The organism is Ruegeria sp. CDSB117 (assembly GCF_059611005.1).
The window spans coordinates 224,914-240,020 of the sequence record NZ_JBXWOS010000002.1 but is presented as its reverse complement, the minus strand read 5'-3'; the positions used below and the strand labels follow the sequence as shown (position 1 = coordinate 240,020).

Below are 15,107 nucleotides of genomic sequence, written 5' to 3'. Positions count from 1 at the left end.
GTTAATCCACACAATGTCCGATCAGGTCGTCACTCGTTTCGCCCCGTCCCCAACCGGCTTTCTGCATATCGGCGGCGCCCGTACCGCACTGTTCAACTGGCTTTATGCTCGTGGACGTGGTGGCAAGTTCCTGTTGCGGATCGAAGACACCGACCGCGAGCGTTCGACCCCAGAAGCAACGGCTGCGATCCTGCAAGGCATGGAGTGGCTGGGCCTGGATCACGACGGCGATGTGATCAGCCAGTTTGACGGTGCCGCGCGTCACGCCGAGGTAGCACATCAGTTGCTGGCCAAGGGCAAAGCTTACAAGTGCTTTTCAACGCAGGACGAGATCACGGCCTTCCGCGAACAAGCGCGGGCCGAGGGGAAATCGACCCTGTTCCGCAGCCCTTGGCGCGATGCAGATGCTTCCACCCATCCGGACGCCCCGTATGCAATCCGCATCAAAGCGCCTCAGGATGGCACGACGGTAATCCGCGATCAGGTTCAGGGGGACGTGACTATTCGCAATGACCAGCTGGACGACATGATCCTGCTGCGGTCGGACGGCACTCCGGTCTACATGCTTGCAGTTGTGGTCGACGATCACGATATGGGCGTGACCCATGTGATCCGTGGCGACGACCACCTGAACAACGCCGCGCGGCAGATGATGATCTATCAGGCGATGGGCTGGGACGTTCCGGTATGGGCGCACATCCCCCTGATCCACGGGCCGGATGGTAAAAAGCTGTCCAAACGCCACGGTGCTTTGGGCGCGCAGGAATATCAGGCCATGGGCTATCCAGCCGCAGGTATGCGCAACTACTTAGCGCGTCTGGGTTGGAGCCACGGCGATGATGAATTCTTTACGGACGCGCAGGCCAAAGAGTGGTTCGATCTTGACGGAATCGGCAAAAGCCCTGCCCGTTTCGACCTGAAAAAGCTGGAAAATCTGTGCGGGCAGCATATCGCCATCGCGGATGATGCTGCATTGCGGCAAGAGATCGAAGCCTATCTGGCAGCGGCAAATTTACCTAACCTCACGGAAACACAATCCGGTGATCTGGAACGTGCGATGTATTGCCTCAAGGATCGCGCGCGGATGTTCCCGGAACTTCTTGAAAAAGCTCACTTTGTGTTGACATCTCGGCCAATTGACCCCGATGAAAAGGCTGCAAAAGCGCTGGCCTCAGTATCCGATGGTATACTGAGTGAATTGACGCCGCACGTGCAAAATGCTAGCTGGACGCGAAACGAACTGGAGCAAACCCTAAATTCGTTTGCAGAAGCGAAAGAGGTTAAGTTCGGCAAACTGGCGGGCCCGTTGCGGGCCGTGTTGGCAGGTCGGGCAGTGACGCCTTCAGTTTTTGACATGATGCTTGTGCTGGGGAAGGAAGAAACCCTGGCCCGGCTTTCTGACGCAGCGACGTAAACCCAATCTTCATATTTGGGTAACGCTGCTCCGCTAACACCCGGACTGCGCGCCCGCGCGCAGCCGTTGCCCGCAAGGTCGGACAGCGATTCGACATGCGTAAGAATGAGGAAGGGACACTATGACCGACAGCAATAAAACAGCCACTCTGACAGTCCATGGTGAAACGTACGAGTTGCCGGTTCATTCTCCGACCGCTGGACCTGACGTCATCGACATCCGCAAGCTGTACAGCGATGCCGGAGTGTTCACCTACGACCCCGGTTTTACGTCGACCGCAAGCTGTGACAGCACCATTACCTATATTGACGGCGAAAAAGGTGAGCTGCTGCACCGTGGCTATCCGATCGACCAGCTGGCCGGAAAATCGCATTTCCTAGAGGTATGCTATCTGCTGCTGTACGGAGAGCTGCCCCAAGCCAAAGACCTTGAGCAGTTCGAAACCACCATCACGCGCCACACCATGCTGCACGAGCAGATGCAGTATTTCTATCGCGGCTTCCGTCGGGATGCGCACCCGATGGCGATCATGGTGGGTGTCGTTGGCGCAATGTCGGCGTTCTATCACGACTCAACCGACGTATCTGATCCGCATCAGCGCGAGGTCGCTTCGCACCGTCTGATCGCCAAGATGCCGACGATCGCCGCATGGGCCTATAAGTATCACATCGGCCAGCCCTTCGTTTATCCGCGCAACGATCTGGACTACGCGTCCAACTTCCTACGCATGTGCTTTGCCGTTCCCGCCGAAGAATATGAGGTGAACCCGATCCTCAGCCGTGCGATGGACCGGATCCTGACTTTGCACGCGGATCACGAACAAAACGCGTCAACCTCGACCGTGCGTCTGGCGTCTTCGTCAGGCGCCAACCCGTTTGCGTGTATCGCGGCGGGTGTGGCTTGCCTTTGGGGTCCTGCCCATGGTGGCGCAAACCAGGCCTGTTTGGAGATGTTGGAAGAGATCGGTTCCGTCGATCGTATTCCGGAATACATCGACCGTGCCAAGGACAAGAACGACCCGTTCCGCCTGATGGGCTTTGGCCACCGCGTCTACAAGAACTTCGACCCGCGCGCGACTGTAATGAAGCAATCAGCCGACGAAGTGCTGGAACTGCTTGGCGTCGAGAACAATCCGAAGCTGCAGGTTGCCAAAGCACTGGAAAAGCAGGCGCTGGAAGATCCGTATTTCGCCGAGAAAAAACTGTTCCCGAACGTGGACTTCTACTCGGGCATCATCCTCGAGGCGATGGGTTTCCCCACCTCAATGTTCACGCCGATCTTCGCGCTGTCGCGCACCGTTGGCTGGGTCAGCCAATGGAAAGAGATGATCGCAGATCCACAGAACAAAATCGGTCGTCCGCGTCAGCTATATCTGGGCGAAACGACCCGCGATTATGTGGACATCGAAAACCGCTGATTGCCGGTTACAATTTCGAAACGCCTCGGACCCGTGTCCGGGGCGTTTTTCGTTTCAGAAAAGGGTCAATTGGTCCCCTGCCTGCGCGGGCCTGGAAAACAGATCGCATCGTAGCGGCGGCGTTCTTGTGGCCAACCCCAAACGTTTGACCGCGAGCTTGAAGCGCTTGGCCACCAGCCCGGCATACTCACCCTCCCCCCGCATGCGGTGCCCCCAACGCGGGTCGTAGTCACGACCGCCGTGCATTTCGCGCAGTTTGGACATGACCTTTTCAGCTCGCGCCAGCTCATGCTGATGCAGCCAGGATTGCCACAGCTCAGAGACTTCGCGCGGAAGGCGCAGCATTATCCAGGTTGCGGAATCAGCGCCCGCGTCTCGCCCGGATTCCAGAATGGATTCCAATTCGTGATCCGTCAGACCCGGTATCAAAGGCGATGTCATGACGCGTACCGGCACTCCTGCATCGGTCAACCGTCGGATCGTCGCCAACCGTCTTACAGGGGATGGCGCGCGTGGTTCCATCCGTCGAGACAAGCCTGGGTCCAAAGTTGTCAACGAAATGCCGACCCGAACCAATCCAAGTTGCGCCATAGGGGTAAGGATATCCAAATCCCGCTCGATCATCGCACCTTTGGTCACGATTGCGACCGGGTGCTGGAACTCTTGCAAGACCTGCAGGCAAGCCCGTGTGATTTGGTGGTATTTTTCGATCGGCTGATACGGGTCGGTGTTTGTTCCCATCGCAATGGTCGCCACTTTGTACCGGGCTGAGGACAGTTCTTTCCTCAGAACCTCTGCCGCGTTTGGCCGTGCAATCAGCCGGGTTTCAAAATCCAATCCCGGCGACAATCCCAGATAGGCATGTGTCGGGCGGGCAAAACAGTACACGCACCCATGCTCGCACCCGCGATACGGGTTAATCGAGCGGTCGAACGGCAGATCGGGCGATCGGTTGTAGGTGACCACACTGCGCGCTACCTCTTCTCGGACCTCGGTTCTGAGCTGGGGAAGTTCTTCTTCCATCTCCCAGCCATCGTCACATGCCTCGGTCGCAAAGCGTTCGAATCTGCCTGATTCATTGCTGGCCACGCCGCGAGCCTTTATGTTGAGTCCAGGCATATTTGTTCCTGTTATGTTCTTGCTCAGAAATCAATAAACCCTGTATCGCCATGCGACAAGGAAAACTGCGCGAACCGCCCTTTTAGCCCCCGATCTTGGGCGCCTAGGTTTTCCCCGTTTGTGAACAGAATGCAGGATGTTGTTGCAGATAATTCCATCGTGATCGCAAACAATTTGACGTATAGGTCGGTCCCGGAACCGCCAAGGTCGCAATCGTAACAGTCTAACTGCGACGAAATGGCCAAAACGGAAAAAATGCCACCACGGGCCGATGGCCCGCCCAGCACAGGGAAATGCCCCATGTCCGATGAAGAAGACATCGTCCTGTCCGAACTCAACGACGACGAACTTGTCGAACAGATGTTCGACGATCTTTATGACGGCCTGAAAGAAGAGATCGAAGAAGGTGTGAACATCCTGCTTGAACGCGGATGGACACCATATGACATCCTGACCAAAGCTCTGGTCGGTGGCATGACCATCGTGGGCCACGATTTCCGGGACGGCATCCTGTTCGTTCCCGAAGTTTTGCTGGCCGCCAACGCGATGAAAGGTGGCATGACGATCCTTAAACCACTGCTGGCCGAAACCGGCGCGCCTCGCGTTGGCAAGATGGTGATCGGGACCGTTAAAGGCGACATCCATGATATCGGCAAAAACCTGGTGTCGATGATGATGGAAGGCGCTGGTTTCGAAGTTGTCGATATCGGCATCAACAACCCGGTCGAAAACTATCTGGAAGCCCTGGATTCCGAACAGCCTGACATTCTGGGCATGTCTGCCCTGCTGACCACTACGATGCCCTACATGAAAGTGGTCATCGACACGCTGATCGAACAGGGACGGCGTGAAGATTACATCGTACTCGTTGGCGGCGCCCCTCTGAACGAGGAATTCGGCAAGGCCATCGGCGCAGACGCTTATTGCCGTGACGCGGCGGTTGCGGTGGAAACTGCCAAAGACTTTGTGTCCCGCAAGCATAACCAACTGGCCAGCTAATCCAGGTGACACGAAAATGATCAAGGCCGCCCTTTCCGGGGCGGCTTTTTTGTCTTCAACTGCTTGATAAGCAGTACAGGTTTTATTACCTGTCAATTGTGATAGTGCGAATCTGTTGTGACGCACGTGTTGTTAACGAGTACATATAGGGTGGGTTATGCCTACGACGTTTAATGCTATTTTTCTTGGCCAACTTAGTATTATTGACCCCACTGAGGGCAACAATACCGCAGAAAACGCAGGCGCCCTTGAAGGACTAACTTTTGGTGGACCCGGCGACCCCCTTCTAAACAACGCGGTTGTATGGAGTCCTGTCGGGAATCCAGGCCAAACCTACCAAAATGATGGAACTGTCGACCTCGACGATTTCACAATCGACGGTCAACAAACTGAATTTGACGCGGCCGTCGAATATAATGCCACGATCACATATGTCGACGGAACACCAGCCAACATAACCGCTGTCATTGCCCAAGATGCATTCGGCAACACCTTTCTGGTGCCTGAATTTTCAAACAATGCGGATCAGGCCGCGTTGGAAGTCCAAGGCATTAGATCTCTTACTTTGATCAGCGTCAGAACCGATGACGCGTCGGGGTTAAACTCGAACCGGCAAGAATGGGACATCGCGAGATGTTTTACGACCGGCACTTTGATCAAAACGGATCGCGGCCTGGTCAAGGTTGAGGATTTGCGCGTGGGCGACAGGATTCCGACGCTGGATCATAGGTTGCAAACGCTGCGCTGGGTCGGGTCGCAAACTGCGCGCGCCTCGGGGGAGTTTACGCCTGTGTTGATCAAGGCGGGTGTGCTTGGCAATGATCGCGACCTCTTGGTCTCACAACAGCACAGGATGCTGATCAGCGACTGGCGTGTTGAACTGCATACGGGCCATGCTGAGGCGCTGGCGCCTGCCAAGCATTTGGTGAATGGCCGCGATATCGTGATGAAGCCCGGCGGTCTTGTGACCTATTATCACCTGATGTTCGATCAGCACGAACTGATCTGGGCCGAAGGGTGCCTAAGCGAGAGCTTTCACCCTGGAATCCAGGCGTGGAACAGTTTTGAGGATGACACACAGCAAGAGATCCTGTCGCTGTTTCCGGAACTGGCCAGCCACGGGATCACCGCCTATGGTCCCCCTGCCCGCCCATCGCTTCAATCTTTTGAAACGCTTGCGTCGGTGGCCTGACACGGGATGTCGGAAGCAGGCTTGCCTTGATCCGTCATTCATTCTTTGATGCTGCAATCCTTCAGGGAATTGACGATGCAGCAGAACAGCACACCGGATGACGCAAGCCTGACGACAAAAGGCTATACCGAAGACACTCGGCAAGGCGGCATACTGCTGTTGGCATGCGGTGCACTGGCGCGTGAAATCCTGCATCTGAAAAAGCGTAACGGCTGGGATCATATGACCCTGACTTGCCTGCCCGCCATACTGCACGTCCACCCTGAAAGGATCACGCAGGCCGTCGAAGAAGCGGTTGCCAAGCACCGCGGTAGCTTTGACCAGATCTTCGTCGTCTATGCCGATTGTGGTACCGGCGGGCTGTTGCAGAAGGCCTGCAAAGAGATGGGCATCGAGATGATCAAAGGCCCGCACTGCTATTCCTTTTTCGAAGGAAATCAAGCCTTTGAAAACCATGGCGATGATGAAACAACAGCCTTCTACCTGACGGATTTTCTGGCCCGCCAGTTCGATGCCTTTGTGTGGAAACCGCTTGGCCTGGACCGTCACCCCCAACTGCGGGACATGTATTTCGGGAACTATACCAAGCTTGTCTATCAAGCCCAGACAGACGATCCGGACCTGACGGCACGCGCTCAGGAATGCGCCGAACGCATGGGTTTGACGTTTGAACGCCGGTTCACCGGCTATGGCGATCTGGAAACCACCCTGACCGAGTGGGCCGCCCGCAAGCCGACCGCCTGATCGTCAGGCGTTCTCTTGCGCGACTTCGCGGATACGCTCGATCATTGACCGTAATCCGTTAGAGCGTTGTGCGGACAGGTGATCATTCAGCCCAAGGCGCGCCAACTCGCCGCCCGCGTCGACCTTTGGGACTTCGCCAACAGGCAAGCCATTATACAAAGACCGCAACACCGCAATCAGCCCGCGCACAATCAACGCGTCGCTATCGCCGTCGAACCGGAAAACGCCACCCTGGATCGTGGGCTGCAACCACACCTGACTGGCACAACCGTGGACCTTTGTGGCGGGCACTTTAAACGCATCGTCCAGCGGCTCCATCGCTTTGCCCTGATCTATGACATGGCGATACCGGTCTTCCCAGTCATCCAGAAACTCAAAATCCTCGACGATTTCCTCAAAGGCGGGCGTTGCCATTTCGCAGCGGTCCTTTTTGTTGCGATCACATTTGTGACCTATGCCTCTGTTGGGCACCTGTCCAGCCCCGGTGTGGGTTTTCAATCTTTGGAATTTACGATAACCCATTGCTGAAAATACTTCTCTGGGCTTTGGGACCATGAAAAAATCAACACCTCTACTATTGGTCGGCACGCTTACACTGGCCGCCTGCAGCGGCTGGAGCGAGTCGCGCGTGAACCCGACCAATTGGTTCGGGTCCAGTACACCCGCCCCTACTGAAGTATCCGTAAACGAAGCTGATGCTCTGGTGCCCGAAGGGCGCGACGGCCCGGGCCTGTTTTCGCGACCCGAAAAGGAAGTGATCGGCTTTGCCATAACCAAGGTAGATGAGCTGCGCATCGATCCCACGTCTACCGGGGCAATCGTCTATGTCAAAGGTACGGCCGCAAGACAGGGCGCCTATAATGCGCGCCTTGTCCCCGTGGAAAGCGAAGAAAACGAAAAGAACGGCATTCTGGAATACACGTTCGAAGTCAGCTACCCAAGCTACGCAACCAATCAGGGCTCTGAAAAATCGCGTGAGGTCAATGGTGCCACGACGCTTGGCCGGGCCGAGCTGCGAAACACCCGTCTGGTTCGCGTTCGTGGCGAACAGAATGCACTTGAGTCCCGGCGGCGTTAACCGCCGCTAAAGCGACACGACTTGTACGGATTGCCCCTTGGCGGCCAGAGCGATCTTGCCGTCACACAGTTTCAGGGCATCCTCGCCAAACACCTCAAATCGCCAGCCTGACATCGAAGGCAGCTGGCGCTCGCCCGCAGCCAACTGGTCCAGTTCGGAACTGGTGGCGATCAACTTGGCCGCCACGCCCGAGCTTTCGGTTTTGGACTTGAGCAAAACGCGCAGCAAATCGGCGAGCGCCGGGTTTATCTTTAACTTGTCACGGCTGTTATCGACGCGCGGCATCTGATCGGCAGGGCAATTCACCCCCCGTTTCACCGCCGCCAGAATACCATCGGCAATCGCGCCTTTGCGCGCCTCGCGCAGCAGCAGGCGAGAACCACTAAGGTCCGACGGAGATTTGGGCTTAGTCGAGGCAAGCTCGATCAAGGCATCATCCTTGAATACTCGGCTGCGCGGAACATTGTTTTCCTGCGCGTAAGCTTCACGAAATTGTGCCAGCTCGCGTACTACAGCCAAAAACTTGGCTGAATTTGTCCGCGTCTTAACTCGTTTCCACGCATCTTCGGGACGGATATCGTAGGTTCCGGGTTGGGTCAGGGTGCGCAACTCTTCGGACACCCAATGGCTTCGCTGCGACTTGTTCAACTGGGCCGCCAAATATTCGTAGATCTGCCGCAAATGCGTGACATCCGCCAAGGCATAGGTCTTTTGCGCATCTGTCAGTGGCCGACGTGACCAATCGGTAAAACGCGAGGTTTTGTCGACCCCTTCCTTGCAGATTTTGCGCACCAAAGTCTCGTATCCCACCTGCTCGCCAAAGCCACAGACCATCGCGGCGACCTGAGTGTCGAACAGAGGTTGCGGGAATACGGACGCCTCGACCCAGAAAATCTCAAGATCCTGTCGCGCGGCGTGAAACACTTTGACCACGCTTTCGTCGCGAAACAGGTCGTAAAGCGGGTCCAGCGACAGGCCGTCGGCTAATGGGTCCACCAGGACGGCGCTGTCTTCATCGTCAGATGGCACCGCCAACTGAACGAGACAAAGTTTAGAATAGTAAGTCCGTTCGCGCAGAAACTCGGTATCTACGGTGACATAGTCATATTCCGCCGCGGCCTTGCAGAATTCGGCCAGCTCTTGCGTCGTCGTCAGGGTTTTCATGCGCGGTGCTGTTCTTGCTCTTGTTCTGTGCGGCTGATTGTCTGTTTCATTCCGTACCCAGCCGTATTGCGGACCATAGGATGAATTTGACGCGCGTGTAAATCATCCCAAGACGATCAGGGCAGCAACACCGGAGTCCGATCCCCACTGGCGTAACGGCGCAACACTGCGGGGTAGAGTTTGTGTTCCCACACCAGCACCCGGGCGGCCAATGCCTCGGACGTATCACCCGATTCAATTTCTACTCGCGCTTGCCCAAGGATCGGACCGTCATCCAAGGCTGCGGTGACTTCGTGAACCGAACATCCATGTTCAGCATCCCCGGCTTCAATAGCGCGCGCATGGGTGTTGAGACCCTTGTATTTCGGCAGAAGCGAAGGGTGGATATTCAGCATCCGTCCCTGAAAGCGTGACACGAAATCGCCTGTCAGAACACGCATGAAGCCAGCCAGACAAACGATATCGGGTTGCGCTTCTTCCAGCGGTTTCAGCAACTCGGCCTCAAACGCGGCACGGTCGCCCTTGAACGGTCGGTGATCCACCGAAGCCGTCGGAATGCTCCGCTCTGCCGCCTTTGTCAGGCCACCCGCATTCGCATCATTGGACAGAACCAGACAAGGCCGCGCAGGGTGATCGTCGGTCATGCTGTCGACCAGCGACACCATGTTCGAGCCACCCCCCGAGATCAGAATTGCGACGCGCTTGTGGATCACAACAGGGTGCCCGAATAGGCCATGCCCGCTGTCCCGGTCACAGTGCCGATCCGCGCAACCGTTTCGCCCGCGTCGGCCAGTAACGCCGCCAGATCATCCGCGCGATCCGCTTCACACGCGACGATCATGCCAATGCCGCAATTGAAGGTCTTCAACATCTCGGCCTCAACAATCCCACCGGTTTCCGCCATCCAGCGAAATACAGGCGGCAAGTCCCATGCATTCAGGTCAATCTCGGCGCCCAGCCCCACGGGCAGCACACGGGGCAGGTTTTCTGTAAGGCCGCCGCCGGTGATATGGGCCAGCGCATGCACGCCCCCTGCTCGGATCGCCTGCAGAGCTGGCTTCACATACAGACGTGTGGGTGTCAGCAGAGCTGCGCCCAGCGATCCTTCACTGAACGGTGACGCGGCATCCCAGCCCAGACCCGAAATCTCTACCAGTTTGCGCACAAGGGAGTACCCGTTGGAATGCACACCGTTCGAGGCCAACCCCAACAGCACGTCGCCCGCCTGAACGCCGGCCGGCAGATGAGCCCCACGTTCCATCGCGCCTACCGAGAACCCGGCCAGATCGAAATCGCCATCCGGGTACATGCCGGGCATTTCCGCGGTTTCACCGCCGATCAAGGCGCATCCGGATTGGACACAGCCTTCGGCAATGCCTTCGATGATCCGCGCCGCCGTATCCGTATCCAGCTTGCCGGTCGCAAAATAATCCAGGAAAAACAGCGGCTCAGCGCCCTGGCAGATCAGGTCATTGACGCACATGGCCACAAGATCGATGCCCACGCCGTCGACAACGCCGGTATCAATGGCGATGCGCAGCTTGGTGCCCACCCCATCGGTGGCCCCAACCAGAATCGGGTCCTGATATCCGGCATCCTTTAGATCGAACAGAGCGCCAAAGCCGCCCAGCCCGCTCATCACGCCTGAGCGGTTGGTGCGCTTTGCGGCCGGCTTGATCCGGTCGACAAGGGCATTCCCCGCATCAATATCAACGCCCGCATCGGCATAGGTGATTCCGTTCTTGCCCGTGGTCATGGCCAGCCCCTTATGAATGGTTCCCGCGCGGGTTATTCGATTGTGCGACTTGTTGCAACGGTCAGGCTTGACGCGGCCGTTCACCATGGTACTCAAAGCGCTCAGGCGGGCCTGTAGCTCAATTGGTTAGAGCAGAGCGCTCATAACGCTTTGGTTGCGGGTTCAAGTCCTGCCGGGCCTACCAAAAACCGCATTTTTTCCTTTAAAATCAAAGTGCAGGTGTCCCACGACCCGTCTATAGTGACCCATATGATTCCAATGGGTTAAGAGGCAAGTGTCCCACGAAAATCAGAAATTCGTAAGCGAATCCTGCTCTGGCCATGCAGGCAGTTTTTCCGGTGCCGGAACATCATGTCTTTCAAATTCCTTTCATTGTTGATGTGCGCCTCACCCAGGCGCGGGGTGTTTCTAGCAATTGCCGCAAACTCCACATGATGTGGCAGGTTCATGGCCAATCATGATTCAACACCAAAATCCGAGATGCCGTACATCGGGTTGGAAATAGTCTTGCCATTTTCACTGGTAGGCTCGTACTCTTTCCGCATTCGGTTTAAAAATAATTTGGGGGATTAGCCTTGCGATCGGTTTGGATGCCAGATGATTTTCACGCTGATCTTAAGGCTCGGGGGCTCAAATCCATGCCTCGTTTCGCCTATTGGCGTCGACCTCTAGTGTGCTTTACCTACCGTCTGAGGTGCGCCGAACACTTTGCGCGCCGCAGGGGCACAATCGCAAAACTACTTGCGAGATATTGGTCGTACAAGGCGAGACGGATGGGTACACACTTGGGCCTCACTGTTCCCCCAGGAACCTGCGGGCCGGGTCTTGTGATTGTTCACTGGGGTTCCTTAGTCATCTCAGGCAAAGCGCAGATCGGCAAGAATGCCCGCCTGCATAGTGGCGTCAACATTGGCGCAAAAGGCAATGACGCACCGACTATTGGCGATAATGTCTATATTGGCCCCGGAGCGAAACTATTCGGTGCAATCAATATAGGCGACAACGTTAAAATCGGCGCGAATGCGGTTGTAACCAAAAGCTTTGAAGCAAACTCGGTTGTTGTTGGAATTCCGGCGCGCGCGTTGGAAAAGCCCGCGATGGAAGAATTGCACGGCTAAACCTAGAAAAACTGACTAGGATTCAAACCTGTGTAGCCGTGATCCTGACGCTTGCACTATCCGCGACCTGTCCACCTGGAACGGTGATATTTGGGCCGGGGTCTGCGGTCTGGTCGTAGGACGGGATACTTAGACCCGGAGTTGCGGCAAGCGAGCCCGGAAGCGTTACGGAACAAGTTTAAGGATTGGTGCATCGAAGCGGGATTGGCCGACCGGTCAAGCCACGGAATCAGAAAAGCCGCTGGCCACCTTCTAGCCCTGCACGGGGCAACACAATATGAGATTATGTCCATCCATGGTCATGCCCAGGCGAGCACTTCTGAGGTCTATACCGAGAGTGTCGAACGCATGAAATTGGCGGAAATGGGAGCCTCCAAACTGGCCAACATGGACTGGTAAGGTGTCCCACGAGGTATTCCAGCGTGGGACACCCGCGCTGAAAACAAACAATAAATTCCCGAAATAGCCAGTCCTGCCGGGCCTACCACCGTCTACTTTTTCATTGTTATCAGTTACACATACTTGCCAGACCAGCGATGCATGGTGTTTCTACTGTCCTGCCCAAACATAAGATGCATTCTTCTAAATCTGCAGGATTGCCCAGTAACTCTTAACCTTATTCATGCCCCTAGAGTACGGAATCCCCGCTCAAGCGGAAGTGCCACTTGGTATATTCAAGAGAATTGACACATTCGCATTCTATACTTTTGGACATATCACCTATTCGAATGGGTTTTTGGCTATCCCATTTCCATTTAGTAAAACTTGTAAATTCATGTTTTTATGATCTTGCACGTCCCATACATGTGCATCCCAGCCTCCGACTAGCACCCAGTAGGAGGAAATTGACCGGCTTCGCGACCCCTCCGCTCACTCGGACCACGAAGCTGGTTTTTTTGTGCCCTTTCTAGTTTGAAAAAAAGCCTCCAAAGACAAAGCGCACCGACAAACCTCCAAGTGAATCTTACCTTGGAGGTTCACCGAAGTATCCACCAAAGTATCCGACCATCGCACCCAATACGCCAACTACGATGACAATCGAGATCAATGCACCACTGCTTTTTGAGTAATATCCAAGCGTCAAAAGCCCGACGACAAATATACCAACCAAGAAATACAATACAGTGTTGTCCATACCTAAACCTATGCCGCAAAAGACGTTCTGCAACGTTACGATAGAAATGCGCCTCAAGTCTAATGGGGGAGTTACACCCCGTTAAGCACCAGGGTAGCCACTCGTTCCCGCTCCAAAAAACCCGCGTTGTTCGGAGGGAAACCGTTACAAACAACGCGGGAGGCAGTTGGGGTAGTGAAGGCGATACGGAGCGGGTCAAGAATTGGACTAAAAAACCCCGGGTAAAGCCGTTCGGTCTAATATGAGGAGGTAACTTTACGCTTCAGGATCTGTCGCTTCAGCCTTTTGGAAAACTGCCAAGGTGACAAACAACCCGCCGATCAGTAGCAAATGGCCCAATGCGGTTACACCGAAAACAAAATAGCTACCAACCATCAGCGAGAAGATTGCGCTCCACATCCATGCCAACATCTGCATCAGCATGTGTGCTGAGGATAGAGAGTATTTTTTTAGTGGGTTTTTCGTTTCATCCATTACCGATACCCACGATGATTTCACGTCGAAACTATTGGTCATGACTTCCTCCCATTCTAAAGGTTGTACGGGGTGATCGGTGCTTTAGACCAAAGAAAAATTTTACGCGCCGCTTGTGGCTGCGACACAAATCATGAATTCCGGTCCTACCAAAATCATCGCCCAACAATGATATCTGCGCAAAGACCGCCCAGCCTTTCACTTTTACCAAGCCGCAGAACACCGCCATGTGCGCGGGCAATATCCGCGACAATCGCCAACCCAAGACCAACGCCACTGCCCTGGTTCTGGTTGCGTGCGGGATCAAGACGCGAGAACGGTTTTACAGCCTCAGTGCGCTGCTCTACCGGAATGCCTGGTCCGTCATCTTCGACCCGGATGCGCGTGGTTTTGGGCGTCAGGGACAGGCTGACCTCGGCCCGGTTGCCATATCGCACCGCATTGCCAATCAAATTTTCGACCGCGCGGCGAATGGCCATGGGGCGCAGCATCGCCGTGCCGTCACCTTCGACTGAGACCAATTCGGCCTGATGACCTGCCCGGCGCGCGTCTTCGACGATCTGATGCAACAACACTGCAGGTTCGATCGCCTCGGCTGGCCCCTCGGCGACACCGCGTGAGAAATCAAGGAACGCATCCAGCAGCAATTGCATTTCGTCCACGTCCTGTTTCAGCGGTGCCGCCTCATCCTCGGGCAACATGGACAGGCCCAGTTTCAGGCGCGTCAGCGGTGTTCTCAGGTCGTGACTGACCCCCGACAGCATCATCGTGCGCTGTTCCATCTGGCGCTCGATTCTTGCCCGCATTTCCAGAAACGCACTACCGGCTGCGCGCACTTCTATCGCACCGCCTGGCGAATAGGGTACCACCCTGCCCCGGCCAAAAGCCTGCGCGGCGTCAGCAAGCCGGGTGATGGGCCGCAGCTGATTGCGCATATAGAGGAATGAGATCGTGGTCATGACCACGGCAAAAAACACCATAGTCACAATCAACTGATGCGGCGCCGTGGGTGACAAGCGGCGGCGATCTATCGTCAGCTGCAGAAGCCCCAGATCGGTTTCCAGATACAACCGTGCCTCGTCACCCGAAGGCAAGGCCACAGAAACCAGATCGGGCAATCGCATCTGCAAGTTTGCCTCGACCTGAGGTGCGATGAAGTCGTACCACCGCCGCTTGTCGGTCAAAGGATCCTGATCGGGGTCGACAAAGCGTGCTTTCATCTCAAGCGCAACCAAATCCGGGCGAATGGCTGCCAATGCCTGCTGCCGGGTCTCGGCCTCCTGCATCGTTTCAAGCACCAGAGTCACTTCGCGCGCCGCGGATCGGGTCATCTGTGCGGTGACGTCCTCAAGATGCTTTTGCAAAAAGGCAATTCCAACCACCAACAGCAGAACGATAACCGGAAGAACCAGAATCAGTGCTGCTCGGGCATAAAGGCTGCGCGGCATATAGTGTTTGAGCCATCGACTGAACATGCGCTAAACCTAACGGGCTGAT

16 protein-coding genes and 1 tRNA gene are annotated in these 15,107 nt (G+C 55.7%); 9 read left to right on the top strand and 8 right to left on the bottom strand.

The window, feature by feature from the left end:
- Positions 1-13 precede the first annotated feature (13 nt).
- Together gltX and gltA are read left to right on the top strand one after the other, a co-directional pair.
- Positions 14-1,414 (top strand): glutamate--tRNA ligase, encoded by a 1,401-nt coding sequence (gene gltX, locus AC2FJC_RS04015; RefSeq protein ID WP_496738596.1) that lies wholly within the window; start codon positions 14-16, stop codon positions 1,412-1,414.
- Positions 1,415-1,535: 121 nt separating this feature from the next.
- A complete protein-coding gene (gene gltA / locus AC2FJC_RS04010; protein WP_109311809.1) occupies positions 1,536-2,831 on the top strand; it encodes a citrate synthase in 1,296 nt (431 codons plus the stop codon).
- A gap of 54 nt (positions 2,832-2,885) precedes the next feature.
- On the opposite strand, the gene AC2FJC_RS04005 is transcribed toward gltA, so the two are convergent.
- A complete protein-coding gene (locus AC2FJC_RS04005) occupies positions 2,886-3,950 on the bottom strand; it encodes a PA0069 family radical SAM protein (RefSeq protein ID WP_496738503.1) in 1,065 nt (354 codons plus the stop codon).
- 300 nt (positions 3,951-4,250) lie between these two features.
- Here AC2FJC_RS04005 and AC2FJC_RS04000 point away from each other — a divergent pair, with 300 nt between their 5' ends.
- The 3 genes from AC2FJC_RS04000 to AC2FJC_RS03990 all read left to right on the top strand — a co-directional run bounded on the left by AC2FJC_RS04000 (position 4,251) and on the right by AC2FJC_RS03990 (position 6,885).
- The gene (locus tag AC2FJC_RS04000; protein WP_496738501.1) at positions 4,251-4,949 is read left to right on the top strand and encodes a corrinoid protein; all 699 of its coding nucleotides are present in this window, start codon (positions 4,251-4,253) and stop codon (positions 4,947-4,949) included.
- Positions 4,950-5,106: 157 nt separating this feature from the next.
- On the top strand, positions 5,107-6,141 hold the full coding sequence (locus AC2FJC_RS03995) for a Hint domain-containing protein (RefSeq protein WP_496738500.1): 1,035 nt from the start codon (positions 5,107-5,109) through the stop codon (positions 6,139-6,141).
- A gap of 75 nt (positions 6,142-6,216) precedes the next feature.
- On the top strand, positions 6,217-6,885 hold the full coding sequence (locus AC2FJC_RS03990) for a DUF1638 domain-containing protein (protein WP_496738499.1): 669 nt from the start codon (positions 6,217-6,219) through the stop codon (positions 6,883-6,885).
- 3 nt (positions 6,886-6,888) lie between these two features.
- On the opposite strand, the gene AC2FJC_RS03985 is transcribed toward AC2FJC_RS03990, so the two are convergent.
- Complete coding sequence (locus AC2FJC_RS03985; protein ID WP_496738498.1) at positions 6,889-7,299, bottom strand: SufE family protein; 411 nt, start codon at positions 7,297-7,299, stop codon at positions 6,889-6,891.
- A 139-nt stretch (positions 7,300-7,438) separates the two neighbouring features.
- On the opposite strand from AC2FJC_RS03985, the gene AC2FJC_RS03980 reads away from it, so the two are divergent.
- Positions 7,439-7,963, top strand: a complete 525-nt coding sequence (locus AC2FJC_RS03980) for a hypothetical protein (RefSeq protein WP_496738497.1) — start codon at positions 7,439-7,441, stop codon at positions 7,961-7,963.
- 6 nt (positions 7,964-7,969) lie between these two features.
- Here the strand turns inward: AC2FJC_RS03980 and rnd are convergent, their stop codons facing one another.
- The 3 genes from rnd to purM all read right to left on the bottom strand — a co-directional run bounded on the left by rnd (position 7,970) and on the right by purM (position 10,883).
- Positions 7,970-9,127, bottom strand: a complete 1,158-nt coding sequence (gene rnd / locus AC2FJC_RS03975; RefSeq protein WP_496738496.1) for a ribonuclease D — start codon at positions 9,125-9,127, stop codon at positions 7,970-7,972.
- 116 nt (positions 9,128-9,243) lie between these two features.
- The gene (gene purN, locus AC2FJC_RS03970; RefSeq protein WP_496738495.1) at positions 9,244-9,840 is read right to left on the bottom strand and encodes a phosphoribosylglycinamide formyltransferase; all 597 of its coding nucleotides are present in this window, start codon (positions 9,838-9,840) and stop codon (positions 9,244-9,246) included.
- Positions 9,837-10,883 carry a phosphoribosylformylglycinamidine cyclo-ligase gene (purM, locus tag AC2FJC_RS03965; RefSeq protein ID WP_496738494.1) on the bottom strand — a complete coding sequence of 349 codons (1,047 nt, stop codon included), beginning with the start codon at positions 10,881-10,883 and terminating at the stop codon, positions 9,837-9,839. Before purM ends, purN begins: the two co-directional genes overlap by 4 nt.
- Positions 10,884-10,990: 107 nt before the next feature.
- Between purM and AC2FJC_RS03960 the strand changes: the two genes are divergently transcribed.
- The 3 genes from AC2FJC_RS03960 (at position 10,991) to AC2FJC_RS03950 (ending at position 12,400) form a co-directional block, all read left to right on the top strand.
- Positions 10,991-11,067, top strand: a tRNA-Ile gene (locus AC2FJC_RS03960).
- A gap of 589 nt (positions 11,068-11,656) precedes the next feature.
- On the top strand, positions 11,657-12,001 hold the full coding sequence (locus AC2FJC_RS03955) for a serine O-acetyltransferase (RefSeq protein WP_496738493.1): 345 nt from the start codon (positions 11,657-11,659) through the stop codon (positions 11,999-12,001).
- A 90-nt stretch (positions 12,002-12,091) separates the two neighbouring features.
- Positions 12,092-12,400, top strand: a complete 309-nt coding sequence (locus tag AC2FJC_RS03950) for a tyrosine-type recombinase/integrase (RefSeq protein WP_496738492.1) — start codon at positions 12,092-12,094, stop codon at positions 12,398-12,400.
- A 565-nt stretch (positions 12,401-12,965) separates the two neighbouring features.
- Here the strand turns inward: AC2FJC_RS03950 and AC2FJC_RS03945 are convergent.
- The 3 genes from AC2FJC_RS03945 to AC2FJC_RS03935 form a co-directional block, all read right to left on the bottom strand.
- The gene (locus AC2FJC_RS03945; RefSeq protein WP_496727179.1) at positions 12,966-13,136 is read right to left on the bottom strand and encodes a hypothetical protein; all 171 of its coding nucleotides are present in this window, start codon (positions 13,134-13,136) and stop codon (positions 12,966-12,968) included.
- A gap of 255 nt (positions 13,137-13,391) precedes the next feature.
- Complete coding sequence (locus tag AC2FJC_RS03940) at positions 13,392-13,652, bottom strand: hypothetical protein (protein WP_496738491.1); 261 nt, start codon at positions 13,650-13,652, stop codon at positions 13,392-13,394.
- 113 nt (positions 13,653-13,765) lie between these two features.
- On the bottom strand, positions 13,766-15,085 hold the full coding sequence (locus tag AC2FJC_RS03935) for an ATP-binding protein (protein ID WP_496738490.1): 1,320 nt from the start codon (positions 15,083-15,085) through the stop codon (positions 13,766-13,768).
- Positions 15,086-15,107: the final 22 nt, after the last annotated feature.

What these genes read in the sequence shown, in the direction of transcription:
- gltX (WP_496738596.1), top strand. Translation starts at nt 14, where the DNA reads ATGTCCGATCAGGTCGTCACTCGTTTCGCCCCGTCCCCAACCGGCTTT.
- gltA (WP_109311809.1), top strand. Translation starts at nt 1,536, where the DNA reads ATGACCGACAGCAATAAAACAGCCACTCTGACAGTCCATGGTGAAACG.
- AC2FJC_RS04005 (WP_496738503.1), bottom strand. Translation starts at nt 3,950, where the DNA reads ATGCCTGGACTCAACATAAAGGCTCGCGGCGTGGCCAGCAATGAATCA.
- AC2FJC_RS04000 (WP_496738501.1), top strand. Translation starts at nt 4,251, where the DNA reads ATGTCCGATGAAGAAGACATCGTCCTGTCCGAACTCAACGACGACGAA.
- AC2FJC_RS03995 (WP_496738500.1), top strand. Translation starts at nt 5,107, where the DNA reads ATGCCTACGACGTTTAATGCTATTTTTCTTGGCCAACTTAGTATTATT.
- AC2FJC_RS03990 (WP_496738499.1), top strand. Translation starts at nt 6,217, where the DNA reads ATGCAGCAGAACAGCACACCGGATGACGCAAGCCTGACGACAAAAGGC.
- AC2FJC_RS03985 (WP_496738498.1), bottom strand. Translation starts at nt 7,299, where the DNA reads ATGGCAACGCCCGCCTTTGAGGAAATCGTCGAGGATTTTGAGTTTCTG.
- AC2FJC_RS03980 (WP_496738497.1), top strand. Translation starts at nt 7,439, where the DNA reads ATGAAAAAATCAACACCTCTACTATTGGTCGGCACGCTTACACTGGCC.
- rnd (WP_496738496.1), bottom strand. Translation starts at nt 9,127, where the DNA reads ATGAAAACCCTGACGACGACGCAAGAGCTGGCCGAATTCTGCAAGGCC.
- purM (WP_496738494.1), bottom strand. Translation starts at nt 10,883, where the DNA reads ATGACCACGGGCAAGAACGGAATCACCTATGCCGATGCGGGCGTTGAT.
- AC2FJC_RS03955 (WP_496738493.1), top strand. Translation starts at nt 11,657, where the DNA reads ATGGGTACACACTTGGGCCTCACTGTTCCCCCAGGAACCTGCGGGCCG.
- AC2FJC_RS03945 (WP_496727179.1), bottom strand. Translation starts at nt 13,136, where the DNA reads ATGGACAACACTGTATTGTATTTCTTGGTTGGTATATTTGTCGTCGGG.
- AC2FJC_RS03940 (WP_496738491.1), bottom strand. Translation starts at nt 13,652, where the DNA reads ATGACCAATAGTTTCGACGTGAAATCATCGTGGGTATCGGTAATGGAT.
- AC2FJC_RS03935 (WP_496738490.1), bottom strand. Translation starts at nt 15,085, where the DNA reads ATGTTCAGTCGATGGCTCAAACACTATATGCCGCGCAGCCTTTATGCC.